Origin of the sequence: Bacillus sp. EB106-08-02-XG196 (genome assembly GCF_013396335.1) — a bacterium.
In the GTDB taxonomy this organism is placed as follows: domain Bacteria; phylum Bacillota; class Bacilli; order Bacillales; family Cytobacillaceae; genus Neobacillus.
The window spans coordinates 112653-137866 of the sequence record NZ_JABWSY010000010.1 but is presented as its reverse complement, the minus strand read 5'-3'; the positions used below and the strand labels follow the sequence as shown (position 1 = coordinate 137866).

General features: G+C 38.7%; 23 protein-coding genes. 6 read left to right on the top strand and 17 right to left on the bottom strand.

Annotated features, from left to right (window positions below; translation table 11 throughout):
* Positions 1-5: 5 nt before the first annotated feature.
* The 7 genes from MLOOGBEN_RS16805 to MLOOGBEN_RS16775 form a co-directional block, all read right to left on the bottom strand.
* The gene (locus tag MLOOGBEN_RS16805) at positions 6-785 is read right to left on the bottom strand and encodes a glycosyltransferase family 2 protein (protein ID WP_179159422.1); all 780 of its coding nucleotides are present in this window, start codon (positions 783-785) and stop codon (positions 6-8) included.
* Positions 786-917: 132 nt separating this feature from the next.
* Entirely contained in the window at positions 918-2318 is a 1401-nt protein-coding gene (locus tag MLOOGBEN_RS16800; protein ID WP_179159421.1) for a sugar phosphate nucleotidyltransferase, read from the bottom strand.
* Between the two features lie 288 nt (positions 2319-2606).
* A complete protein-coding gene (locus MLOOGBEN_RS29620; protein WP_306430751.1) occupies positions 2607-3650 on the bottom strand; it encodes a hypothetical protein in 1044 nt (347 codons plus the stop codon).
* Positions 3651-3790: 140 nt separating this feature from the next.
* The gene (locus tag MLOOGBEN_RS16790) at positions 3791-4213 is read right to left on the bottom strand and encodes an S-Ena type endospore appendage (RefSeq protein ID WP_179159420.1); all 423 of its coding nucleotides are present in this window, start codon (positions 4211-4213) and stop codon (positions 3791-3793) included.
* 331 nt (positions 4214-4544) lie between these two features.
* On the bottom strand, positions 4545-5159 hold the full coding sequence (locus MLOOGBEN_RS16785) for a hypothetical protein (protein WP_179159419.1): 615 nt from the start codon (positions 5157-5159) through the stop codon (positions 4545-4547).
* Positions 5160-5341: 182 nt separating this feature from the next.
* Entirely contained in the window at positions 5342-5656 is a 315-nt protein-coding gene (locus MLOOGBEN_RS16780) for a DMT family transporter (protein ID WP_179159418.1), read from the bottom strand.
* Positions 5656-6018 carry a DMT family transporter gene (locus MLOOGBEN_RS16775; protein WP_179159417.1) on the bottom strand — a complete coding sequence of 121 codons (363 nt, stop codon included), beginning with the start codon at positions 6016-6018 and terminating at the stop codon, positions 5656-5658. The genes MLOOGBEN_RS16780 and MLOOGBEN_RS16775 overlap by 1 nt, the downstream gene beginning before the upstream one ends.
* A 120-nt stretch (positions 6019-6138) precedes the next feature.
* Between MLOOGBEN_RS16775 and MLOOGBEN_RS16770 the strand changes: the two genes are divergently transcribed.
* Entirely contained in the window at positions 6139-7905 is a 1767-nt protein-coding gene (locus tag MLOOGBEN_RS16770; RefSeq protein ID WP_179159416.1) for an ABC transporter ATP-binding protein, read from the top strand.
* Positions 7906-7926: 21 nt separating this feature from the next.
* On the opposite strand, the gene MLOOGBEN_RS16765 is transcribed toward MLOOGBEN_RS16770, so the two are convergent.
* Positions 7927-9210, bottom strand: coding sequence for an MFS transporter (locus MLOOGBEN_RS16765; RefSeq protein WP_179159415.1), 1284 nt, complete (start codon positions 9208-9210; stop codon positions 7927-7929).
* A 191-nt stretch (positions 9211-9401) separates the two neighbouring features.
* Here MLOOGBEN_RS16765 and MLOOGBEN_RS16760 point away from each other — a divergent pair, with 191 nt between their 5' ends.
* Positions 9402-11237, top strand: a complete 1836-nt coding sequence (locus MLOOGBEN_RS16760) for an LTA synthase family protein (RefSeq protein WP_179159414.1) — start codon at positions 9402-9404, stop codon at positions 11235-11237.
* Positions 11238-11276: 39 nt separating this feature from the next.
* Here MLOOGBEN_RS16760 and MLOOGBEN_RS16755 read toward each other — a convergent pair whose 3' ends face one another.
* From MLOOGBEN_RS16755 to MLOOGBEN_RS16730, 6 genes are all read right to left on the bottom strand, one after another.
* Positions 11277-12302, bottom strand: a complete 1026-nt coding sequence (locus MLOOGBEN_RS16755; protein ID WP_179159413.1) for a DUF418 domain-containing protein — start codon at positions 12300-12302, stop codon at positions 11277-11279.
* 131 nt (positions 12303-12433) lie between these two features.
* Entirely contained in the window at positions 12434-13186 is a 753-nt protein-coding gene (sdhB, locus tag MLOOGBEN_RS16750) for a succinate dehydrogenase iron-sulfur subunit (protein WP_179159412.1), read from the bottom strand.
* 1 nt (position 13187) lies between these two features.
* Complete coding sequence (sdhA, locus tag MLOOGBEN_RS16745) at positions 13188-14951, bottom strand: succinate dehydrogenase flavoprotein subunit (protein WP_179159411.1); 1764 nt, start codon at positions 14949-14951, stop codon at positions 13188-13190.
* A gap of 24 nt (positions 14952-14975) precedes the next feature.
* Entirely contained in the window at positions 14976-15590 is a 615-nt protein-coding gene (locus MLOOGBEN_RS16740; protein ID WP_179159410.1) for a succinate dehydrogenase cytochrome b558 subunit, read from the bottom strand.
* 77 nt (positions 15591-15667) lie between these two features.
* Positions 15668-17131 carry an aspartate ammonia-lyase gene (gene aspA / locus MLOOGBEN_RS16735; protein WP_179159409.1) on the bottom strand — a complete coding sequence of 488 codons (1464 nt, stop codon included), beginning with the start codon at positions 17129-17131 and terminating at the stop codon, positions 15668-15670.
* Between the two features lie 35 nt (positions 17132-17166).
* Entirely contained in the window at positions 17167-18480 is a 1314-nt protein-coding gene (locus MLOOGBEN_RS16730; RefSeq protein WP_179159408.1) for an anaerobic C4-dicarboxylate transporter family protein, read from the bottom strand.
* A 361-nt stretch (positions 18481-18841) separates the two neighbouring features.
* Here MLOOGBEN_RS16730 and MLOOGBEN_RS16725 point away from each other — a divergent pair, with 361 nt between their 5' ends.
* Both MLOOGBEN_RS16725 and MLOOGBEN_RS16720 read left to right on the top strand, forming a co-directional pair.
* On the top strand, positions 18842-20104 hold the full coding sequence (locus MLOOGBEN_RS16725) for a sensor histidine kinase (RefSeq protein ID WP_179159407.1): 1263 nt from the start codon (positions 18842-18844) through the stop codon (positions 20102-20104).
* 5 nt (positions 20105-20109) lie between these two features.
* On the top strand, positions 20110-21024 hold the full coding sequence (locus MLOOGBEN_RS16720) for a response regulator (RefSeq protein WP_179159406.1): 915 nt from the start codon (positions 20110-20112) through the stop codon (positions 21022-21024).
* Positions 21025-21119: 95 nt separating this feature from the next.
* On the opposite strand, the gene MLOOGBEN_RS16715 is transcribed toward MLOOGBEN_RS16720, so the two are convergent.
* From MLOOGBEN_RS16715 to MLOOGBEN_RS16705, 3 genes are all read right to left on the bottom strand, one after another.
* Positions 21120-21620, bottom strand: coding sequence for a hypothetical protein (locus tag MLOOGBEN_RS16715; RefSeq protein WP_179159405.1), 501 nt, complete (start codon positions 21618-21620; stop codon positions 21120-21122).
* A 114-nt stretch (positions 21621-21734) separates the two neighbouring features.
* Complete coding sequence (aroD, locus tag MLOOGBEN_RS16710) at positions 21735-22505, bottom strand: type I 3-dehydroquinate dehydratase (protein ID WP_179159404.1); 771 nt, start codon at positions 22503-22505, stop codon at positions 21735-21737.
* Between the two features lie 28 nt (positions 22506-22533).
* Positions 22534-23037, bottom strand: a complete 504-nt coding sequence (locus MLOOGBEN_RS16705; protein ID WP_179159535.1) for a shikimate kinase — start codon at positions 23035-23037, stop codon at positions 22534-22536.
* A gap of 179 nt (positions 23038-23216) precedes the next feature.
* Here MLOOGBEN_RS16705 and MLOOGBEN_RS16700 point away from each other — a divergent pair, with 179 nt between their 5' ends.
* Positions 23217-24272: a potassium channel family protein gene (locus tag MLOOGBEN_RS16700; protein WP_179159403.1), complete on the top strand. Its 1056-nt coding sequence runs from the start codon at positions 23217-23219 to the stop codon at positions 24270-24272.
* A 195-nt stretch (positions 24273-24467) separates the two neighbouring features.
* On the top strand, positions 24468-25211 hold the full coding sequence (gene atpB / locus MLOOGBEN_RS16695; protein ID WP_179159402.1) for a F0F1 ATP synthase subunit A: 744 nt from the start codon (positions 24468-24470) through the stop codon (positions 25209-25211).
* Positions 25212-25214 lie beyond the last annotated feature (3 nt).

Here is a 25214-nt window from a genome sequence, read left to right as displayed (position 1 = left end):
CTCCACTAATAAGCCAGGTTATCTACGTTAATATTTTTAGCTTTAAAGTCTTCTTCCGTATCAGCAAAAGTGAGTTTTCCATAAATGCGACGATTATCGAGATATTGGGGAATCCCCCACTTTCTCAAAACGTCGCTAAAAATGACATATTCAAATCTTCCGCTGCCATCATCATAGTTGACATATTCCAACACTTCTTGTCTGATAAAATACGTACAATGGACTACCTCCACCTCAATCAAACCCTTAACTTTGTGGTGCAAAATATCGTGATAGAGGCTTACTTCTTTGTAATAACCATTTTCATCCGCAATAAAATGGTAATTGGAATAGGGATGCCATGGCAGATCACCATTCCGCAACAGAGGAGCTACTACAGGTAATCCAGTTTTTACAAGCGTTTCAATGGTTTCAGGCACGACAAAGTTATCACAATCAACGACAAAATAGTGTGTACCTTTTTCTTTCGCCCAATCTACTGATTCTTGACGTAAACGGCCTACCACTTTAAACCTGATAAAATTCCACTCGTGTGGACTATATTCTTGTACGCGCTCCGCCACATCACTTGAATCATAATAGATCTCCGAATACCAATCCTTGACTTTTTCTATCCACTGTTCGAGTATCTCTGCGGTATTATCATTATTATTATTCGTCCGTATATAAAGCTTGATTTTGGAAGCAGGGTACGTTTGATTTTCAATTAGTTGAAGATATAAAGGCAGAACATGGGCTTTATCTTTTGCCAGAATGGCAATGGTAACCATGTCAGTTTGTTTCATCAATTTACATCCCTTCTGTTTAAACATCATTTTATTCTATGTTCGTTCACTACTTTGGTCTCAGTAAATTGTTCTTTAATTGTAACTGACTGATAGAATAAGAATTTCTGTTAATTATTTAAAGGAAAAAAATTAGTATTCATCATTTGTAACCTGTTCACAATGGGCTTCAACTTCATCCCATGTCAAAAAAATCCGGACAATATCTTCCTCAATAAGTTCAGTACCAGACTGTACCTCGATAAATTCTAAGTCCGTAATGGCTTTAACACCATGTAAGGCACCGAGAGGAATTTTGAGTACATCACCTGGCTTGACTGCCCACATTTTATCGTTAAGTACAAATAAACCCGTTCCACTAATAATGGCCCAAACCTCTCGCCGTTGAAGATGTTTTTGATAGCTGAGATTTTTTCCGGCTGTTACACTAATTCGTTTTGTAAGGACTTCATTTTCGTCATTTATTTTGACGTAATCTAATACACGATACCTTCCCCAACGACGTTCTTCGTACATCGGTCTATTTTCAAACTGAGTAGCAATTTCCTTTACTCGCGGACTTTCCTTTTTGTCCGAAACAAGGATGCCATCTGGACTAACGGCTACAATTAAATCAGATAAACCTAGAACAGAAACAGGAATATCCAGTTCATTGATGATATGGACGTTTTTACAATCAGCACTCATACTACCCTTGCCAGTTAAAGGAGTTACCATTTCTTCCGTAAGTGTATTCCATGTACCAAGGTCTTTCCATTCCCCGTTATAGGGTACGACAACGATACTATTTGTTTTTTCAACCACTTCATAATCAAAACTGTTCTTTGGCAGTTCGTTATACTTTTTCACCATTTCATCATAGTTTAAGGGAAGGTCCCTCAACTTCAGATTCTTTAGTAAAAAATCCAATTTAAACGCAAAAATGCCACTATTCCAAAGCCCACCTTCACTAAGTAATTGATTTGCAATTTCAGTATTAGGCTTTTCTTTGAAATAACAGACTGGCCAATAGGCTTCATCAGAAATCGTTTTTGGTGAAATATCAGGAACAATATATCCGTATTTCTCTGAAGGAAATGTAGGATTTATTCCAATTAACGCAAGGTCAGCATCTGATGATTGTATAACCTTTTCCAAAATCTTTACATTATGAAAGAATTCGTCCTCAACATATGAATCAACTGGCATAACCACGACTACTTCATCCTGCTGAATAGCTTTAACTGAATATAAATAAATAGATGATAATGTAATAGCTGGATAGGTATCACGCCTACTAGGCTCTATAACTAATGGTATATTAGGACCTAATTGGCTATGAATCATGTCAATCTGTGATTTTCTTGTAGATATTATTGCACAATCCGCAAGATTGGCTTTTTGAAGTTGCTGCCAAATCCGTTGAAGCATGGAGATTGGTTTATTCAACTTTTGATTAGATGGCAATAATTTTAGAAATTGTTTAGAACGTGAATCATTTGATAACGGCCAAAGACGTTTGCCTGATCCACCAGATAATAAGATGAGATGCAAAAAGACCACTCCTTGATGCTTTAGTTCTTTTAGTTCCGGGTTGAAGGATTTATTTTCATTGATTACCTTTGATTTCACTTTAGGTAGAAAAAAGCATGTCTAATAGGTGACTAACAAATTCAATAAGGTTTTTGATTTATTCACATCTTATGTTTCGAAAGAGAGGGTGTGAGTATTTTGTCATCCCAAAATAGTAATAGCATTATAATGACTAAAAAGGATAAGCATTCATAAAAAAAGAGATGTATACTCATGTACACATCCCCCTTACTAACAAATAACAGCTGCTTAATTATCTCCTATTCTGAAGATGGTTATTGCCGCTGAAATTGAATTGTTACCATCGATTGGGTCCGAAAGAATTGTTTCTGAATCCTTTGCTTTCAATCTCAAGCTTGCATTTTGCGGAATACTGATAATAAGCGTCATCGTTGTACCATCATTTTGTGAATAAAGTGTTGATGGTGTAATCTCAACACCGTTAACTTCCAAAACAAACGCACCTGTACCATTATAATTTGTAAAAGCATGAATTAAATAGAAACCAGGAGTTGTAATGGTAATTACTGTTGTATCTACACCAATGGATATGCCTCCAGGAGTTGTGATAGATTCCCAACTTACATAACCTTCGTCTGGTATAACTTGATCTGAGTTACGTCGAACATATGCAAATGGCGAATTGGATGATGCTCCTGTCGCTCCCGTTGCCCCTGTTGCTCCTGTTGCTCCTGTTGCCCCCGTTGCTCCTGTTGCTCCCGTTGCTCCTGTCGCTCCTGTCGCTCCTGTTGCTCCTGTTGCTCCTGTCGCTCCCGTTGCTCCCGTTGCTCCTGTCGCTCCCGTTGCTCCTGTTGCTCCTGTTGCTCCCGTTGCTCCCCTTGCTCCTGTTGCTCCTGTTGCTCCCGTTGCTCCTGTCGCTCCCGTTGCTCCTGTCGCTCCTGTCGCTCCCCTTGCTCCTGTTGCTCCTGTTGCTCCCGTTGCTCCTGTTGCTCCCGTTGCTCCCGTTGCTCCCGTTGCTCCCGTTGCTCCCCTTGCTCCTGTGGCTCCCGTTGCTCCCGTTGCTCCCGTCGCTCCCGTTGCTCCTGTGGCTCCCGTTGCTCCTGTTGCTCCCGTTGCTCCCGTCGCTCCTGTTGCTCCCGTTGCTCCCGTTGCTCCCGTCGCTCCTGTTGCTCCTGTCGCTCCTGTCGCTCCTGTCGCTCCTGTTGCTCCTGTTGCTCCTCGCTTAACTTTATTGTTTCTCTTTCTTCTTAAACAATCGTCACCTTTACAATCACAATGATGATCATGACATTCACAACCATCGTCATGCCCATTACATTTCTTACAAGACAAGAACTTCCACCTCATTTCTTATATACCTACAAAATATTAAACTTTAGATACTTGGCAACGGCGTTTACATCAATTTCAAATCAAAAAATTTTTATTAAATCGGGTGACCTAAAAAAAACGGTCTAATAAACTAGTGTTAATTAATCATTTCTATTGACAGGGAATCTTGCTGTAATACAAATTTCACCTTCAGATGCAGTTGGGCAATCTGGGTCAGGTGTTCCGGTAAATGAAGGGCTTTCCACTGTGATACGGTCAAATTCAGTAAGGGTAAATGCTACACTGCTATCTTCAAAAACTCTGACTACCTCTCCAACCAGATCATTTCCTAAGAAGAATCTTACTCTGACAAAATCAGGACTACCACAGTCAAAACTGACGAAACCAGATGCGAAAAATGGATCAAAATTTGCTGTCTGAAACACAGTTTGTGTTTCCCCATTCGGCACAGTCCATTCAACACATATGCAATCCTTGATTAGCTCTAGACCTTTGTCCTTTTTTTTCTTTTTGTGAGAACAAGAATCATCATCATGCCAGTTTTTCTTTCGACATTTTTTCAAATCTTTCATCTCCTATTTTAAAAAAAATTAAAGTTATGTTTTAGAATATTAATAAGGGACATGTTGTGAAACGGCATTTTGCTCATATTGGTCAGGCTTTTAATGACTCAAATTCAATTTGTCATTAAATTAATGAGGGATAAATAAAAAAAACAGGTCCAAAGGAGGATTTATTTCCTTTAGAACCTGTTTTATGGAGTAGTTTCATTGCTGGATTTAATCGTTTTTATACGGCAGTGAATCATGTTTTTTTAAAGTATGGCTCTATTAAAAAAACTTAGATATTACTATATTGGTAATTTTCTACCATACATACAGTAATAACCAAGTCCTAATTTATTTCAATTTCACTAATTATATCAATTTTGTATTGACCACTGACTTCAGTGTCTAAATTTGATTTAAAGATCGCTAAGGAAGAACAATTGGTTAAATCAAATGGGTTGGAAGGTGCTTCAAATAAAGGATATGATTCGAACATATCTGTGAATTTATTGTACGCTCTTAATTCCAAACCAATCATTTCCCCTTTTTCAACTGTTATACAAATTCGACTAATTTGATGACCTCTAATGTTGGATTGCCAAATGACCGCTTCTTGAAACCCCCGCGTTATTGCAAAATTCCCACAGATACTATCTTCAAACTCAATCGGGGGATGTTTGCAGTTTCTAACACAGGTATCAGGGAATACCTGGAAGCCAAAAATACAACCAATTTCAAATGTAATGCATACATCAGTAGGTACAAGAACAAATTCGTCCCGACAAACCTTACATTTTTTTAATTCTCTTGCCGTAACACATTTTTTATCATCATCAAATTGGTTTAGCAATAAAAACTTAGTACTAAAAATTCCGTTTACACCGCGGCCATTACTTTTTAGAAAAAGTAAGACCGGAATCCCCCGAGGAATTTTACGTATATCTTGCATGCTAGTCAGCAATTACCCACAATCCTCCTTTTATTTTTGTCTTTTTCTCTATATGTTTATATTATGAAGGATTGTCTTTTAAGTGTGCTACTATCTGGAAATGTGCATATGACCAGCCATTTAACCTTGGCCCAATTACAACCATCCTATCAAATACTTTTTTCAGAACCCCCTTTTGTCCTCCTTGGATATAACTAATGAACGAGCTTTAAACCAACGACTGAAAAAATAATACCTAGAATACATGCAATCCGAAGCCAGCTCTTCGATTCTTTAAAGAACACCATTCCAACAATTGCTGCTCCTACCGTACCAATCCCTGTCCAAACGGCATAGGCAGTTGATAAAGGTATCGTTTCCATTGCCTGAACGAGCAGCTGGAAACTCATAATAAATCCTCCAATTAGAATGAGATAATTCACAATGTTACCTTTATCGGCCGTTCTTTTTAAACCGATAACCCCAACAACTTCAAAACATCCTCCAAAAATAAGCATCAGCCAATCCATTAAACCTCACCATCCTTATTTGTTAATTTCAAGCCAATAATACAAGCCAACAGTAATAAAATAAGGAGTATTCTAAATGGACTGACAGAGCCATTTTCAAAGATAACCTCGACAATGACAGTTCCAATGGTACCAATCCCGGCAAATACAGCGTATACCGTCCCAACCGGAATAACCTTTGTAGCTCTAATAATTAAATCAAAACTTACTAAAATGGCTATAAGAACAACGAGGGAAGGAACTTCTTCATATTTAAACCCGCTTGCCCAGACCACTTCAAGAAATCCCGCAAGAATAACATACAACCATGCTTTGGATTCACTCGCTGGATTTGAATTTGTTATCACTTTTGTTTCATTCATCGTACCTATAATTCCTCTCTTTCTTTTCCTTGCTCCATCTTATCAAAATATCATTTGCATATCACTTCATATGAAAGTATCATGCTTATTGAAGTGATTTTTTGGAATGGAGTCGTACAAATGAACCCTAAACGAGATGGTTTAAAACCATTTATTTCACTTATTTTATCTGCCAAAATCCCAAAGCTTGCATTAGGTATTGGATTGACAGCAAGTCTTATCACAACACTTGCCGGTCTCCTTGTTCCTGTCCTAACGAAAAACTTAGTAGATGGCTTCTCCGTGTCCTCCCTAAGTGTTCCGCTTATGATTGGAATTGGGGCGGCTTTTATTATTCAAGCAATCATCAGCGGCGTTTCCATTTACCTGCTAAGTTTTGTTGGTCAAAAGATTGTCGCCCGGCTCCGTGAACGGATGTGGGTCAAATTAATCCGGTTACCTGTAAGTTATTTTGATAAACAATCGAGTGGTGAAACCGTCAGCCGTGTCATCAGCGATACAAGTATTGTCCGTGATTTAATTTCAAACCACTTTCCACAATTCATTACAGGTATTATTTCCATCATCGGCGCCATTGTTATCCTCCTTATTATGGATTGGAAAATGACCTTATTAATGTTAATATCTGTTCCCCTCACCTTCATTATTATGATGCCGCTTGGCAGGAGGATGGCAAAGATCTCTCGTGGTTTACAGGATGAAACGGCAGCCTTTACCGGTAACATCCAACAAACATTGAGCGAAATTCGATTAATGAAAGCATCAACGGCAGAAAAGCATGAAGAGACAAAGGGTTTATCTGGAATCGATAAATTACTGGGGTTTGGTTTAAAAGAAGCACGAATTACCGCTTTAATCGCTCCCATCATGTACCTTGTTGTCATGATTGTAATCGTGATGATCATTGGATACGGGGGCATGCGGGTGGCAAATGGAACGATGTCCACCGGTTCACTTGTTGCTTTCTTACTATATCTATTTCAAATTATTTTCCCCATTACAAGTTTCGCCATGTTCTTTACACAGTTACAAAAAGCAAAAGGAGCTACCGAGCGAATTATTGATATTTTAAACCTCCCTTTAGAAGAAGGCCAAAAAGGAATGGAATTAGACATCGGTAATAAACCTATACAGGTCAGGAATGTTTCTTTTTCCTATAGTGAAGATGAACCTGTCCTTGAAGATGTGTCCTTTGAGGCACAGCCTGGGGAAATGATTGCATTTGCTGGCCCAAGCGGCGGCGGAAAAACCACCATGTTCGGCTTACTTGAGCGCTTTTACGAGCCGACCTCCGGCAAAATTATGGTGGGCGATACTCCAATCACTGATTTATCGGCTGCAAGCTGGCGCAATCAAATTGGTTATGTTTCACAGGAAAGCGCTATGATGGCGGGAACCATCCGCGAAAATTTATGTTACGGGCTGCCTGATGATGAATCTATTTCTGACGACCGGCTCTGGGAAGTTGCAGAGATGGCGTATGCAAGTGAATTTATTAAATCCTTTTCGGAAGCCTTAGACACAGAGGTTGGTGAACGCGGGGTAAAACTTTCTGGAGGACAGAGACAGCGCATTGCCATCGCACGGGCCTTTTTACGCGACCCTAAGATTTTAATGATGGACGAAGCAACGGCAAGCTTAGACAGCCAATCAGAAGGAATTGTTCAGCAGGCTTTATCCCGATTAATGGAAGGCCGTACTACCTTTGTCATTGCTCATCGCTTATCAACCATAGTGGATGCAGATAAGATCATTTTTATCGAAAAAGGACGTGTAACTGGAATCGGCACCCATCACGAATTAACACAATCCCATGATTTATACCGTGAATTCGCAGAACAACAATTAACGAGTCAAGAAAATACTAAGAAAGGTGCATTAAGCTGAGCTTAATGCACCTTTCTTATCCTAAACCTGAGGCTGCTTCTCTGTCATTGAGAGATTTGCCCCCTCCTCTTTTACTTTGAAAAGCGGTACTACCAGTAACGATCCAATCAGAAATAATATACCTGAGACGGTATAAACACCAGATAACGTCAGCGGAATTTTCACAACACCTGAAACTGACATTCCAATAACCATCATTCCCATAAACAGAGGACTTAGCACACCATTTACACGTCCGATAAATGCTTCCTCTGAGTACTTAAGAATAATCGTATTTATCCCAATATGGATGCACGGGAAGAAAATTCCGTTTAATACCTGGAATACAAGAGTTAGCACAACACTTGTAGACCAACCTACACCAACTGTAAAAACCATACTAGCGAAAATCCCGAGGGCAAGCAGCTTTTGTGGTGAAATTTTCTTTGAAAAAGCCATAACGATTCCGCCGCCAATTAACATTCCAACACCATTTGCCATTAATAACCACTGGATAAATTCTTTTGGCACCTCAAGTTTTTCAATGGCTACAAAGATCGCCAACGGCGAAATAAGCCCAACGGCAAGACCACATACCGCAAAAATACCACCCATTGATTTCAGTATTTTCTTTGACATCACATAACGAAATCCGTCTGCCAATTCTTTCTTAAAATTATTCTCGACCGCTGATGTTTCCTTCTCTATATCACGGGGAAGGAACATTAATACAAGCCCAGAAAGTAAAAACATTGCTCCCATGACGCCGATAGATACGTAAATTCCATAGTTTTGATAAACAAGTGTTCCAATAACAGGTCCAATAACCATAAATATAGCCATCAACGATTGGAACATGGCCATAACAGATTGTAATTGCTCACCAGGAACATGCTGCTTTAATAGCTTCATTGCCGAAGGCATGGAAAACTGTGATAGAATGGCTGAAACGAGTGTAGCTAAGAAGATTGCCTGCCACGATCCGTATAGAAGGGCTAACAACACCAGCCCAATGGATACCGCAGATAACATATCGCACCAAACCATCGTTAGTTTAGGCTTCCAACGGTCTGCAAATGTCCCGCCAATAAAAGAAAAGATAAAAATTGGTGCAAATTCAACTACAGAAATTAAGGAAACATAGACCGGATTGTTATTCGTAATATCTGTCACGTACAGTAAAATCGCAAAATTCCTAATCCAAATACCTAACTGAAGTAAAAAATTCGAAGACATAATCGCCAATACAATTCGATTTGCAAATATATTTCTTGAAGGCTTCCCTGCTGGAACAGACGCTGCTCCCTCATTATTGTAAACTTCCATTCTATTTCCCCTTTCGAACGTTATAAAGTTATTTTTGCCAAAATGTTGCATAATCATATCATATCGAAAAAATTTTTTCAGCTTCAAAACCAAGTTTACTGGAAATTAATATTTTCCCCTTTATTAGTTGATAGAATGGTAGTTGTTTTGATAAGTTTAAAAGAGAAGAGTATCATTTAGAGGTGTTTTTTATGAATAAGATTTCTGTTGCTAATTTTCATCATCCAATTGTATTTCTATTGGTTGTTTTGTTTATAAAAATTTATGCCTTTCAGGTTGTGGTTTTTGAAAACACATCGTTTTTCCATGTTTTACTTGTTGAGTTTCCCATGTGGGCTCTTATATTATCAGCCCTTATGATCTTTTTTAAAAAACGGACCTGGTTCGCTATTTGGCTTTATAACTTTTTCTTATCGGTTCTGTTTATTGTCGTCGTTTATTATACTCGCTATTTCTCAACCGTTCCTTCTTATTACGACGTCAAACAAATCTATCAATCAAACTCCGTTGGGGGAACACTTGCCCTGCTCGGAAGTCCATATGACTTTTTATTCTTCTTAGATGTTGTCTTAGTACTTCCACTAATTTGGTACTTCAAGAAAAACGCATCATCCTTTGATTCTGCAAAAAGATTTGCCATTGGCTTTGGCTGTATTGGACTCATTATGACGATTATCGCTTTTCGCTATCCATTGATTGATGTTTCTTATTTTGCAAAGAAGCATGGCTATATCCAATCACAATTCGTTCAAGCCTATGAAAACAGCCTTGGAACAGCTTTTGCCAGTCAAGAGCACCTGTCTGAAAGGGAGCTCGAAAAGCTAAAAGGCAATACCTTTGTTCCTGCCGATAAACACGACAGCTTTGGACTTGCAAAAAATCGTCATGTTTTTATTATCCAAGTGGAGTCCTTGCAGGAATTCACCATCAATCAAAGGATTAATGGACAGGAAATCACGCCAAATTTAAATGCTCTTTTAAAGGAAAGTGCTTATTTCGATAACGTGTATCAGCAAATTGGAGCTGGTAACACATCAGATGCAGAATGGCTTATGCATACTTCCTTATATCCAGAAGGCATGGATCCAACGGTTAATACCCTTGAAAGTACAGAGATTCCATCACTTGCTTGGACGCTAAAGAAGAACGGCTATGGTGCTGCAACCTACCATGCTGATGATATTACCTATTGGAGCCGCGATAAATTATATCCAGCACTGGGATTTGACTATATCTACACGAGTAATGAGATTCCTGCCGAAAAGGAAATTGGCTTTGGTCCAGCAGATGAAGTGTTGTTTAACTATGTAGAGGAACAGCTGCCAAAACAGTTGAAGTCACACGACAGGATGTATTCCAATATCATTACGCTCACAAGTCATACACCGTTTGATATGCCAGAGGAATATGAGTTTCTAGACTTGCCTGACAACTATAAGGATACCTACGTCGGCAACTACTTCCAATCTGTTCGCTATAGTGATGAACAAATCGGGTTATTCATTAAACAGTTAAAGAAGCTTGGTATTTACGAAGAGTCGGTTATTCTGATTTACGGTGATCACTCTGGCCTGCACGGTGCACCCGTTACCGATAACGATAAAGTTCTGTTAAAAGAAGTACTAGGACATGAGTACAATATGCAGGATCGCTTTGTTGTACCGGTTTTATTCACGGTACCTGGTCTCTTTACAGGTGAAACCTATTCCCATCTTGGGGGTCAAATTGACCTGATGCCGACTCTATTAAACTTGCTGGGCATTGAATATGATTCACAAATGATTGGGCACAATCTTTTTCACTATAAAAAGAATCTGTTAGGAATGCGTTATTACCTGCCTGGGGGTTCGTTTATCAGCGATAAAACCTTTTACACAGCACCAAGTGCAAAACTTCCTGCATCAATCTATGATCGAAAAACAATGAAGAAAACAAAGAATACGAATGGCCTTCAAAAAAGTATTGATAATACCTTATCCATCATGCAGTACTCGGATTATATCCGCAAAGAACAAACAGAAGAATGAGTATAGGACCTGCATGAGTGTCATGCAGGTCCTTCTCATTTAATGTACTTCTTTTACTATTTTCCTCATTGGCGGTACCTCTAAGTACGTGACAATACGCCAAATCCATTCTAGAGGACCATATTGGAAAAAACGAAGCCAGATAACACTAAAGAAAAGCTGGATAACATAAATCGTTAGACAAAGAATTAGAGATTGGAGATAGGTTAATGACTCAAACAAGTTGAATAGATAACCAGCCAAGTAGATAAAGACAGTTTGAAATATATAGTTTGTTAACGCCATCCGCCCATAGCTTTTCAAGGGGGATAACAGCTTTTGAACAAACGGGTGTTGCAAAAGCAGGATCAGTACTCCAACGTATAAAGCTGAAATAAGCGGACCAATCATAATTCCGATACTTAAGAACGTGTAAGTCGCTTCATCTACCCCTGTATAAAAACCAAATGGATTTGAAGGGGCATATTGATACTGATAAATTAGCCCAGCTATGCCCACTAGTAGAAAAATAGCGGTAAATATTGATACCTTTTTTATATTCTCTGCGATTCCTTCAAACACTCGATATTGACCAGCCGTAATCCCAAGCAGCATTAACGGTACCACCATAAACAGTTTAAATGCCATTAAACTCAAGGCAATCAGCAGAATAAGAGCAATACCAAGGTTAATTTCTTTTTTCACTTTATAAAATGGTAGTAATAGGAGCCCAGTAACCGCATAAACCGTTAACGCTTCACCAGGATGGAATTTTACATGGAACCAGCCTAAGATAAATAACGCTGCGATTCTTCTTAAAAACAAAACATAGCCATTTTTCCCCTTCGAGTTCGCTCTTGAAATAAATAGATAAAAGCCAACACCGAACAAAAACGAGAATAGTGTATAAAACCTGCCCTCAACAAATAAAAATAGAAACTGCTGGTAGGAAGCATCCGCCGTGCCAGGGTCAGGTACTTTAACCGCCAAGAGAGGCAGGATATTTACAAGGATTATTCCCAGGAGCGCAAAGCCTCGTAAATAATCGAGTATATCAATACGTATATTACTTTCAGTTGGCTTCATAAGGATCACCTCTACCTAATCTTACCAAAATAAAAAGGCAGCCGGGAATAATTTTTCCGGGCTGCTCTTTATTGTTTCATCTTATTTTAGATAATTATTCGTACATAGTCTTTCTGTGACAGGACACGCAATTATCCAAAGAAGTTTTTGAATGATTGAAGAGTGACTTGACGGTTTAAGGCTGCAATTGATGTGGTGAGTGGAATTCCCTTGGGACATACCACTACGCAGTTTTGCGAGTTCCCACAGGAGGTGATTCCCCCTTCTCCCATCAGTGCTGCCAGCCTCTCTTCCTTATGCATTTCGCCTGTTGGATGAGCGTTAAATAAGCGAACCTGTGACAATGGCGCCGGTCCGATGAATCGTGAATTTTCATTTACATTTGGACAAGCGTCAAGGCAGCACCCACATGTCATACATTTCGATAATTCATAGGCCCATTGCCGGGTTTTTTCTGGCATTCGAGGCCCTGGTCCTAAATCATACGTACCATCAATTGGAACCCATGCCTTTACTTTTTTTAGGGCGTCAAACATCCGTGAGCGGTCAACCGCTAAGTCACGGATGATTGGAAACGTTGAAAGTGGTGATAACCGAATAGGATGTTCAAGCTGAGCAATCAATGACGAACAAGCTTGGCGAGGTTTTCCATTAATAACCATAGAACAGGCACCACAGACCTCCTCTAAACATACCGATTCCCAGATGACCGGAGTGGTTTGTTCTCCTTTGGCATTCACTGGATTTTTCTGAATTTCCATTAAGGCTGAGATGACATTCATATTCGCACGATAGGGAACCATAAATTCTTCAGTATAGGGAGCGGACTGAGAATCTACTTGTCTAGTAATGATGATATGAATTTTCTTATCTGTTCCGGCCATCTTATTTAGCTCCTTTCTTTGCTTTAGTATAATCTCGCTTCCGTGGTTTAATTAGGGAAATATCAACATCCTCATAATAAAGCTCTGGTAAATTTGATACCGGATTATATTTAGCCATTGTTGTTTTTAACCATTCCTCATCATTACGGTCTGTAAATTCCGGTTTGTAGTGAGCACCACGGCTTTCATTCCGGTTATATGCTCCTTTTGTGATGACATGTGCTAAATTAATCATTCCTTCTAGCTGGCGGACAAACGACGTACTTGTGTTGCTCCATTTTGCAGTGTCTTCAATGTTAATATTTTTATAACGCTCAGTAAATTCCTGAAGTTTTTCATACGTATATTTTAGTTTCTTATTTTCTCGCACAACGGTAACGTTCGCTGTCATTAACTCACCTAACTCCTTATGGAGCAGGTATGCGTTTTCCGTTCCATTCATCGATAAAATAGATTCGTATTTTCCACCGTCTTCTCTAACTTGTTTTTCAAAAATTGAGCTAGAAACTTGATCAGTAGATTTTTGGAGTCCGTTTATATATTCTAGAGCCTTGGGACCCGCTACCATCCCGCCATATACTGCAGATAATAATGAATTTGCCCCAAGCCGGTTTGCACCATGCTGGGAGTAATCACATTCACCGGCAGCAAATAGTCCAGGAATATTGGTTTTCTGGTCAATATCAACCCATAAACCACCCATCGAATAGTGCACCCCAGGGAAAATTTTCATCGGCACCTTCCGTGGGTCATCACCCATGAATTTCTCATAGATTTCCATTATTCCGCCGAGTTTTATATCCAATTGTTTTGCGTCAATATGGGAGAGATCAAGATATACCTTGTTTTCCCCATCAATACCAAGCTTCTGATTCACACATACATCGAATATCTCACGGGTTGCAATGTCACGCGGAACGAGGTTTCCATATGCGGGATACTTTTCCTCCAAAAAATACCATGGTTTCCCATCCCTATATGTCCAAACCCTGCCTCCTTCCCCGCGAGCTGACTCACTCATAAGGCGGTTCTTATCATCTCCTGGAATCGCAGTAGGGTGAATTTGAATGAATTCACCGTTTGCATATAAAGCACCTTGTTGATAGAGTCTAGCCGCTGCGTAACCAGTATTTATTGTCGAATTTGTCGATTTTCCAAAAATAATTCCTAACCCGCCGCTCGCCATAATCACCGCATCAGCTGAAAATGCCTTTATTTCCATCGTCCGCAAATTTTGAGAAGTAATTCCACGGCAAACACCTTCATCATCTATGATTGAAGAAACGAATTCCCAGCCTTCATACTTTGTCACTAACCCTTGTACTTCAAAGCTGCGGACTTGTTCATCAAGTGCATAAAGGAGCTGCTGTCCAGTTGTTGCCCCGGCATATGCTGTCCGATGGTACTGTGTTCCCCCAAAACGGCGGAAGTCTAATAATCCTTCCGGGGTTCGGTTAAACATAACCCCCATACGGTCAAACATATGGATAATTTTCGGTGCTGTTTCACACATAGCTTTTACTTGAGGCTGGTTAGCCAGGAAATCCCCGCCATATACCGAATCATCAAAGTGTTCCCAAGGAGAATCGTTTTCTCCTTTTGTATTAACCGCTCCATTAATGCCGCCTTGTGCACAAACTGAATGGGATCGTTTAACAGGTACAACTGAAAATAAATCTACCTTTGTACCATTTTCTGCTATTTTAATAGCAGCCATTAATCCGGCTAAGCCGCCTCCTACAATTACAATATTACCTTTGCCCATCTGTCTGTCCTCCCTATCTAGTACTTAAGCAAATGCAAGGATTGCACGGATCCCGATAAATGATAATGCTATAAATAATCCAAAAGAAATGTATTGTGTAACTTTTTGTGATTGCGGAGATACCGTGATTCCCCATGTAATCAAGAAGGTCCAAATACCATTTACGAAGTGATAGATACAGGATAGAATTCCTATGATATAAAGTGATAACGAGATGCCATTATCAACAATTCCAGCCATTAAATGATAATCTGCTTCTACTCCGCTAAACTCGACTTGTACCTTTGTTTCCCAAACATGCCAAATGATAAAAACAAATGCGATTAAACCGGTGATTCTTTGTAAGAAAAACTTCCAATTTCGTAAATTCCCATATCTGTTTACGTTGTTTTTGGATTGACGGGCAATAAAGAGACCATATACCCCATGGAATAATAGAGGAATAAAGATGATAAATAGCTCAAGAAAATATTTAAAAGGCAAATTCACCATAAATCCAGCTGCTTTGTTATAGGAATCGATTCCCCATGTAGCGGTATAGTTGACGAATAAATGAACTGTCATAAACACCCCAACAGGAATAATCCCAGAAAGAGAATGCAGCTTTCGGTAAAAATGCTGATGATTTCCACGCTCCATATTTTTGTAAACCTCCCAGTGATGCTTTTTTTAGATTGGGTGCCTAGCAGGTATGCTTGGCACCCAGCAAATGATAACTATACTAAAACAAGTTCCTTGGCTTCTGTTTGATTACGCTTTTTATTAAGTAACTCCTTACCAGCTATACCTGGATTGGTCATTTCAAATGGATGTAATATAATATCCAATTCACTTGCTGTTAAAACTTCTCTTTCTAGAACAATTTCTCTGACTGGCCGGTTAGAATCAATGGCTTCTTTTGCAATACTAGCGGCTGTTTCATAGCCAACATGCGGATTAATTGCTGTTATGACTCCAACACTATTATTTACGTAAGCTTCCATTCTTTCTTTATTAGCTGTAATTCCGCTTATACAATGTTCACGGAATACCGTAAAAACATTTTTCATAATCTTAATAGATTGCAAGAGGTTAAAAACAATTACTGGTTCCATTACGTTTAATTCAAATTGTCCTGCCTCAGATGCCATACTAATTGTCAAGTCGTTTCCGACTACTTGGAAGGCACTTTGATTTAATACTTCTGCCATTACAGGATTTACCTTTCCTGGCATTATAGAGGATCCAGGCTGACGAGCAGGAAGATTGATTTCGCCTAATCCACAACGAGGACCAGAGGTCATCATTCGCAAGTCGTTCGCTATCTTAGACATATTTAGCATACAGATTTTAAGTGCACCTGATACCTCAATGTAAGCATCTGTATTCTGAGTTCCGTCCACAAGGTCTTCTGATCCTTTTATTGGATAACCGGTTAATTCCGCTAAGAACTTAACTGTTTTTTCAATATAATCAGGTTCTGCATTTAAACCGGTACCAACAGCTGTTGCTCCCATATTTACTTCATATAAATTATCACGTGTTGCTTTAATCCTTTTGATATCTCTTCTTAATACCCTTGCGTAAGCTTCAAATTCCTGGCTCAATAGAATTGGAACAGCATCCTGTAAGTGTGTTCTGCCCATTTTGATAATGCCATCAAATTCATTTGCCTTTTTCATAAATTCGTTGTGAAGCTCTTCCATGACCTTGATTAATGTTTCCAATGTCATTAAAGTTGACAAATGAATAGCAGTTGGAAAGGCGTCATTAGTTGATTGCGCCATATTTACATGAGAATTGGGGCTAATCACTTTATAATTTCCTTTTATCTCCCCAATTATCTCAAGAGCACGATTCGCTAGAACTTCATTTGTGTTCATGTTAATAGAGGTACCTGCACCACCTTGAATAGGATCAACAATAAATTGGTCATGCAGCTTTCCTTCCATTACTTCATCGGCTGCAGCCATAATTGCATTTGCTACATTTTTGTCCAATTGCCCTATTTCCGCATTCGCATATGCTGATGCTTTCTTGACCATTGCCATAGCTCGGACCAAGGCCTCATCAATTTGATATCCAGTGATTGGAAAGTTCTCGACCGCTCTCATCGTCTGGACACCATAATATGCATTAATTGGAACCCTTTTTTCACCAAGGAAGTCTTTTTCAATACGGAAATTATCTGAACAACTCATTCTTGTCATCTCCAAAATTCATTTTTTGATATCAATTAAAGAATAATTGTGCTAAGCAGGATACCAATTGCAACTGCACCAACTGTAGCAACTAAACCTGGAACCATAAAACTATGGTTTAAAATATACTTACCTATTCTAGTAGTACCAGTGCGGTCAAAGTTTATTGCTGCGACCACTGTAGGATAGTTCGGAATGAAGAAGTATCCGTTAACCGCCGGAAACATTGCGATAAGTAATACCGGGTTAATTCCTAGTGTTATACCAAGAGGCATTAAGGTACGAACTGTTGCTGCCTGGCTATAAAGCAGGATAGAAAGTGCGAAAAGAGCAACAGCAAACAACCAAGGAGCTGCCGTAACTAAATCTGAGATTGAACCTGATATTAATGCCATGTTTCCTTGGAAGAACGTATCTCCCATCCAAGCAATACCAAAAATGGCAACAACCGCTGCGGCACCTGCTTTAAACACACTGCCAGATACGATTTCATCAACATTTGGCTTACAGAAAATGATAATCAAGGCTGCAATCGTGAGCATTACTATTTCAATGGCTGCCGGCATAGTCATCCGGGTAAGCACTCCATCAATCGTCCATGCTGGACGTAATTCCTCAAAGGATCCCAATAATACAACGAGAACAGCTGCTAATAAGAAGAACACTACTGAAAGCTTTGAACCTGTATTAGCTTGGTATTCCTTTTTGTCCTTTCTAATTGGTGCTAATCCTGCTTCCAAACGCTTCAAGTATTCAGGGTCATTATTAAGTTCCTTACCCATTTTGCTTGATACGAATGCTGCAATCATACAGGCAATAAAAGTAGACGGAATACAAATCATTAAAATATCAAGTAAATCTATCTTAAAGTCTGCCAACAAGGCAAGAAGGGCTACCGTTGCTGCCGAAATAGGGCTTGCTGTAATCGCCTGCTGTGAAGCAATAACCGCAATTGACATTGGCCTTTCAGGCCGAATACCTGACTCACGTGATACCTCGGCAATTACTGGCAAAACGGAATATGCAACGTGTCCAGTACCTGCACAAAATGTGAAGACATATGTTACCATTGGGGCAATAAATGTGATCCACTTCGGATTTTTTCTTAACGCCTTTTCAGCAAGAAAGACAAGATACTCCATACCACCAGAAGCCTGCAATGCACCTGCTGCAGTTACAACCGCTAAAATCATTAACATAACATCAATAGGAGCGGATGTTGGCTGTAATCCAAATACGAAAACGAGAATGGCTAAACCCACTCCTCCCATTACACCAAGTCCAACCCCGCCCAACCGGGCCCCAATGAAAATACATGCTAGTACTATCGCAAATTGAATCCAAAACATTCGTGATTACCTCCATACGGTAAATTGATTTTTCTCAAAAATTTTTAAAATTTAACTATGAAATCTCTCACCCGCCTTTATACCAGAGTAATTGTGAAATACTTCACATACATCCTTCTTCTTGTGAAACCCGTCTAAGGTGCGTGTTCTAAAATAGAATATAATTGCCAAGCTAGCTGGAAAAGTAATATCATCCTTACTTCCTCTGCTTAAATTGAGCATAATGTCAGGCCTACTAAAAACTACTAAAGACTACACATGCAGGAAAAACCTTAATAAAATTGACACTTTTAACAGAGTAATATCTCTTAAAAAACGTTTAAGATGTATGTGACCAAATAGACTTATTGGAAGTGATACCTTGCGTGAAAAACTATTGGCCTATTTATTCATAATTATCGCTGTACCAATTGCAGGAGAATTAAAGTTCTATCCAATTGATGGTGATATTAGAGTTAGTTTAGGTACGCCACTTTTTTTCTTTACCTTATTATGGTTACGAAAGATTCATCCTATACCTGCGGGATTTGCAGCAGGATTAGCCGTTGTCTTTTTTCGTATGTTGCTGTATTGCATTCAAACTGATTTCCTCCAGCTGGCAGATGGGTTTTTCCTCAATATCCCAGTTTTCTTCTATTATTTTGTATACGCATCATTATTCTATTTTTTTAAAATCTATACATTTTATGAAAAGCCCTTCTTTATAGGTTTGATGGGTGTAGTGACGGAAGTAATTGCAAGTATGGTTGAAATCACCATTCGCACCTTTACTTCTCATGTTCCTATTACTGTAACTACCTTTTTAATGATTGGTGGAATTGCATTTATCCGTAGTTTCTTCGTCCTCGGCTTTTTCAATATTCTTATCTTAAGGGAAACAATACTTGCTAAAGGGCAACAGAGACAAAGAAATGAAGAAATATTATTATTGATTTCAAATTTATATGTAGAAATGATTCAGCTTAAGAAATCAGCGAAGAATGCAGAAGAATTGACTAGTACTTGTTACGGACTTTATCGGGATTTAAAGGCGGCCCAGATTAATAAAGAAGCAAAAGCGGTCCTTAAGGTTGCTGGGCAAATGCATGAAATTAAAAAGGACCATCAGCGTATTTATGCCGGTCTCTCAAAGTTAATGGTTAAAGAGAACTTGAATGAATTTATGCATATAGATGATATTGTTTCTATTATCATTTCAGCCAATAAAAGCTATGGAGAAATGTTGGAAAAGTCGATTGAATATCAGGTACATATATCGGGTAATCACCAACATTACAACACCTTTATACTTTTTTCGCTAGTCAATAATCTTATAGCAAATTCAGTTGAAGCTATCCTTAAACAAGGACAGATTAAGCTTTCCGTCACAAAAACTGGAGATACAATCGAAATTATTGTTAGTGATAACGGTTCGGGAATCTCCAATAAAAATAAACAATTTATATTTGAACCTGGTTTTACCACAAAATTTGATGAAACCGGTAACCCATCCAACGGAATTGGTCTTTCACATATAAAAAATGTGATTGAAACCATTGGTGGTGAAATGGAGTTGCTAGACACAACTGGGGAAACCACTTTTGGCATTCAACTGCCAGAAGCATGCTTAACAGAAAGAGGATGAGGGCTTTGAAATTTTTAATAGTCGATGATTCCGCTACAATTAGAGTGATGCTTTCAAATATCATTGAAGAAGAAGGTCTAGGTACAATCGTTGGAGAGGTGGGGGATGGTTCCGAGGTCTACTCTGATATTCTAGCCAATCAGGGTATCGATATTCTACTTATTGACCTACTCATGCCAAATCGTGATGGAATTGAAACTGTCAGGGAAATCTCCCCCTCCTTCCAGGGGAAGATTATTATGATTTCTCAGGTGGAAACAAAGGATATGATTGGTGAAGCTTATGCACTTGGAGTTGACCATTATATAACAAAGCCAATAAATCGTCTTGAAGTGGTAAGTATCCTTAAAAAAGTTTCCAATCATCTAAGAATGGAGAAATCGCTTAATGACATTCAAAGATCATTAAACTTTTTAAGTAATCAAAGGCAAATGCAAGAACCTAAAAAGCTTTTTTCCACTCACCAAAATGTAATTGTCAGTTCCGGAAAAAATACCCTCTTTGAGCTTGGAATTATTGGCGAGAGTGGAAATAAAGACTTACTTGATATTTTAACGATTTTGGATCAGTTTGAAAAAGATGGGATCCGTGAAATCCCTCCATTAAAGGAATTGTATGAAAAGGTTATCGAAAAAAGGTATGGAGCGTCTGCTTCTCCAGAAGTTATCAAAAAGGAAATAAAAGCAGCTGAGCAGCGTATCCGCCGAGCGATCCATCAAGCAATAGAACATGTTGCCTCCCTTGGACTTACAGATTATACCAACCCAAAGTTTGAAAACTACTCATCGCGTTTCTTTGATTACAGCCAAATCCGAATCAAAATGCTAGAACTAGAAGGTAAAAAACGCGACGACAATTATCACAGCCGCATCAATATAAAAAAATTCATCCAAGCTCTATATATGGAAGCAAAAGGATGAATTATCATAACATACATTAAATGGGACCAGCTTTTCATTACCCTAATGGAAAGTTTGGTCCCATTTATGTTGATTTAGTTTATACCTTCCATCTCCTAGATTGGTAAGATCATATGTATGAGGAAAGCGAGGAAAAAGGCCATTGCAGTAAATAGATGGAATTTGCGTCTAAACCCAGAAGACTTTTTATGACGCAGATAGCCTGCAGATAATGTAATTGATAGTACAGCAAGAGCTAGATAGCCGCTGACTAGTTTTAAGTTTCCATAGCCGACTGCAGGTGCAATTTCATATAAATTGATAGCAGCATGACCGACAATAATCGTTGTAGCGGTAATCGCTATCTTAATATGCCACTTCATCATGGCTCTTGAAAATTTCGCAAGACGTATCTTTATCTGCCTTACCGAAGATTTTCGTATGACTAAAAAGATGAAATACATATTGATATTAACTAAAAACAGAATCATCGCTATTTGTGCCAGAAACTGAGCTAGTATCACCAAATTACTGTCATGCGGTCGGAAAAACCAGATATAAATAAACGAAAATACAATTAAAATACTATTTACTGCAATCCAGAGTCTATGAGGCAAACATTTTTCCTCCTTTTTTTAGGATGCTGTTGTTCTAATAATGAATCTGTATCCTCTTCTAATTCTACTTTACCTAAAAAAGGAAAATACCGATAGCAGGTACTTTCCTAAAAACTACAATGATAAACTAGAATTTATCAGCGAAAGAATTCTTCTTAATTCGGTGACAGGCACCTGGCCAGGTGCAGAAGCTTTTTTGGCAGCACCGAATGTCAGAGCAGAACCAAATATTTCACCTGCTATCCGGCTGATAACCCCATTACCTGCCATTGACATTGTAATAATCGGTCTGTCCGCGTATTGCTCATTCATAGTATTGGTGGCATCTAAAAGGGTTAAAACATCCGCTGCACTTTTTGGCATGACGGCAATTTTAGGTAAGTCGCCGCCTAATTCTTGTGCTTTACATAATCGAGACACAATTTCTTCCTTTTCCGGTGTTTTATCAAAATCATGATTAGAAATAATAACAAACACATTGTATCCATGTGCAGTGGCAACGAGCCTTTTGACCTCTTCGGCATCATTAAACAACTCGACATCAACGATATCAATCTGACCACTTTCGGCCATAACCTTATTTAATTCAAAGTAGTACTCCGTGCTAACTTCCTTTTCTCCGCCTTCTTTTGCACTGCGGAATGTGAAAACTAGTGGTGTATCATTTAGGATGGAACGAATTTCACTCAGTGCTTCTCTAACCTTCTCCAAATCCTCTACATGCTCAAAAAAATCGACACGCCATTCTACTATGTCCAAATCTACTGTAGTAAGAAACTCTGCTTCCCCTGTTAATTCCTCAATCGTTCTTCCCACCATAGGAACGCAAATTTTAGGTGCTCCTTCTCCAATACTTATCCCCTTAACGGTAACACTTCTTTTCATCTTCTCCTCCACTCCGCTCAAACCTTTTTTACCTGGTTTCATGCAGCTCCCAAGATAATTTCAGGGTTTTTACAATGCTATCAGCTAATTCATCCATATTTTGATTGCTTATTTCAATCGTTGAGTGATAGTTATTTTCATAGATTTCTTTTCTTTTATAAAATAACTCTTCTATTTCATCCATAGACTTGCCTTGCAGGACTGGACGGCTGTCAATAATCAAACTTAATCGATTCTTCCAAGCATCCCAGGTAATATCTAAATAAAATACGATACTAGAATTAAGGCATACCTTTCGAATTTCTTCCTGAAGGAATGCTCCGCCGCCCACAGAAATAATCTTTAGTTTATAGTGACATAGATTCTGAATGAATTCTTTTTCCTTTTCTCTAAAGGCTTTCTCACCAATTTCAGCAAAAATTTTCGGAATTGGCATGTTATACTCTTTTTCAATTTCTTCATCAATATCAATAAAATCTCGATAAAGTTTTTTTGCAACCAGCTTCCCAATCGTCGTTTTCCCAGCACCCATAAACCCAATAAAGACAATATTCTTTTCTCTTAATGACAACGGTTTTCATCTCCCACAGGCAAATAATATTGATACCATTATAAGCTTTCTAATCCATAAAACCAATCATGGTTATTTTTTAGGGTTAATTGGGAAAATAAGTTTATTCAATGACACGAAAGCTAGGAGATACTATGGGAATGCCTTTTAAAAAATTACTGTACTACCTAACAAAGCTGCGTAACAGAATCTTTTTCCCACTATTCATTTTGTACGTTTTATTTGCAGCCTATATTGTTCTATATATTGAGCCTGAGACATTTGGAACCTACCTCACTGCTATCTACTGGGTGCTGACCACCCTTGCCACGGTTGGATTTGGAGACTATGCTCCCGTCACGCAGCTAGGTCAGGCATTTACAATTGTTATGTATATTACGGGTATTGGACTTGTCAGTGTCTTTATTGGAAAAGTGTTAAAAATAGTCTATCTGTTCGATAAACTTAAAGTTGGTGGGGAAATGAAATATACAGGCAAAAATCATATCATTCTGATTGGCTGGAGCGACAAATCACAGCTTGCCATCCAAGAAATCCTAAAATCAGATAAATCCATTGATATCGTCATCATTGACGAATTAGAGAAAGCACCAATGGTCGAGAAACAATTGTATTATGTTCGTGGTGATGCAACCGATGAAGAAACACTATACAAAGCAAATTTACCTGAAGCCAAAGGTGTTATTATCTTTGCTGATCAGAAAACTCAAGACAACATTGGCGCAAAAGACCCTCTTCTCGTTGATGGAAAAACCTTACTAATTGCAACAGCCATTACATCGATTGAAGGAAAACTAAATACCCCTATTCATGTAACAGCAGAGGTTGTATACCAAAAGCATATCCGGTTATTCCAACAGGTAAAGGTGGATGAATTTATTCCGACACAGGAAATGATTTCTCACGCAGCCGTTCGGTCACTGTTTTCTCATGGAGTCACAAATATGTATTCGGAGCTAATGAGCAGTCAGTATGAAGAATCCATGTATGAAATATCGAAACAATCCGAATGGAAAACGTACCGAGATGCCTTTAGGGATTTGCTCAATAAGGGAGCAACACTCGTAGCTGACCGCGGGAACCTGCATATCAATCAAAAACTCGATGAACCAATTCCGGAGGATGCCCAGCTTTTTGTTATATGCGATAAAGAGACTCTTTTGAAGATAGATCCTGAATCCAAGCCCTCTAAATAAGAATAGGTCCTATCTAATGGATAGAACCTTTTTTTAGGGATTTATTAAATAATTTCTGAATTTTTTGCGTTTTTAGTCAAATAGTCCCATTTTTTAAAAATATTATTGTATAATAGAAGTGTAAGTTACATATTCATCCACTTCTTCCCCGCCGCTTTCTGTACATATCCTATAACAGAAAGGAGGTTAAACCATATGCACTCCACCCGTCCTCTCGTACAGTTATTTGGATTGACATTTGATCTATCTATTATCCTAACCAGCACAATTGCAGCAATTGCTGTCCTTCTCATCGTGTTTGTATGTACCAGAAACATTACCGAAAAAAAGCCGGGTAAACTTCAAAATATGATCGAATGGCTCATGGAATTCGTACAAGCTATCATGGATAATTCAATGGGAAGCCAAAAAAACTTCTTCATTCTCTCAGCAGGCATAGGGCTTATGCTTTATTTATTCATCGCTAATATAATGGGGATTCCTTTTTCCATTATCGCCGGTGAAAACCATGCCGTTTGGTGGAAATCGCCGACTGCTGATGCCCATGTTACGATGACAATGGCGATTATGTTAATTGTTTACACACATTTTATTGCCATCCGCACCCATGGATTTAAAAAGTTTATTTTAAGTTTCTTTAAGCCCTTTAAACCACTTGTCGTTATTAACATTCTAGAGCAGATTGCAACAACCCTTACCCTTGGTCTCCGGTTGTTCGGTAATATTTATGCGGGAGAGGTAATGCTCGTTATTCTTATGGGAGCCGTCTTAAAAGGGTTTGATTTTGGTCTATTCACTGGTATTGGGGCCGGATTGCTCGCAGCAGCGCCAGTCATAATTTGGCAGGCATTTTGCTTATTCATCGGTGGTATCCAGGCATACATTTTTGTGACACTTTTTATGGTCTATATCGGCATAAGAGTAAAAGAAGCCGCTTAAAGG

Excerpts from the sequence above, each read along its gene's own strand:
- MLOOGBEN_RS16770 (WP_179159416.1), top strand. The coding sequence starts at position 6,139 with ATGAACCCTAAACGAGATGGTTTAAAACCATTTATTTCACTTATTTTA.
- sdhB (WP_179159412.1), bottom strand. The coding sequence starts at position 13,186 with ATGGCCGGAACAGATAAGAAAATTCATATCATCATTACTAGACAAGTA.
- MLOOGBEN_RS16805 (WP_179159422.1), bottom strand. The coding sequence starts at position 785 with ATGAAACAAACTGACATGGTTACCATTGCCATTCTGGCAAAAGATAAA.
- atpB (WP_179159402.1), top strand. The coding sequence starts at position 24,468 with ATGCACTCCACCCGTCCTCTCGTACAGTTATTTGGATTGACATTTGAT.
- MLOOGBEN_RS16755 (WP_179159413.1), bottom strand. The coding sequence starts at position 12,302 with ATGAAGCCAACTGAAAGTAATATACGTATTGATATACTCGATTATTTA.
- aspA (WP_179159409.1), bottom strand. The coding sequence starts at position 17,131 with ATGAGTTGTTCAGATAATTTCCGTATTGAAAAAGACTTCCTTGGTGAA.
- MLOOGBEN_RS16780 (WP_179159418.1), bottom strand. The coding sequence starts at position 5,656 with ATGGATTGGCTGATGCTTATTTTTGGAGGATGTTTTGAAGTTGTTGGG.
- MLOOGBEN_RS16740 (WP_179159410.1), bottom strand. The coding sequence starts at position 15,590 with ATGGAGCGTGGAAATCATCAGCATTTTTACCGAAAGCTGCATTCTCTT.
- MLOOGBEN_RS16775 (WP_179159417.1), bottom strand. The coding sequence starts at position 6,018 with ATGAATGAAACAAAAGTGATAACAAATTCAAATCCAGCGAGTGAATCC.
- MLOOGBEN_RS16705 (WP_179159535.1), bottom strand. The coding sequence starts at position 23,037 with ATGGGTGCTGGGAAAACGACGATTGGGAAGCTGGTTGCAAAAAAACTT.
- aroD (WP_179159404.1), bottom strand. The coding sequence starts at position 22,505 with ATGAAAAGAAGTGTTACCGTTAAGGGGATAAGTATTGGAGAAGGAGCA.
- MLOOGBEN_RS16700 (WP_179159403.1), top strand. The coding sequence starts at position 23,217 with ATGCCTTTTAAAAAATTACTGTACTACCTAACAAAGCTGCGTAACAGA.
- sdhA (WP_179159411.1), bottom strand. The coding sequence starts at position 14,951 with ATGGGCAAAGGTAATATTGTAATTGTAGGAGGCGGCTTAGCCGGATTA.
- MLOOGBEN_RS16730 (WP_179159408.1), bottom strand. The coding sequence starts at position 18,480 with ATGTTTTGGATTCAATTTGCGATAGTACTAGCATGTATTTTCATTGGG.
- MLOOGBEN_RS16760 (WP_179159414.1), top strand. The coding sequence starts at position 9,402 with ATGAATAAGATTTCTGTTGCTAATTTTCATCATCCAATTGTATTTCTA.
- MLOOGBEN_RS16765 (WP_179159415.1), bottom strand. The coding sequence starts at position 9,210 with ATGGAAGTTTACAATAATGAGGGAGCAGCGTCTGTTCCAGCAGGGAAG.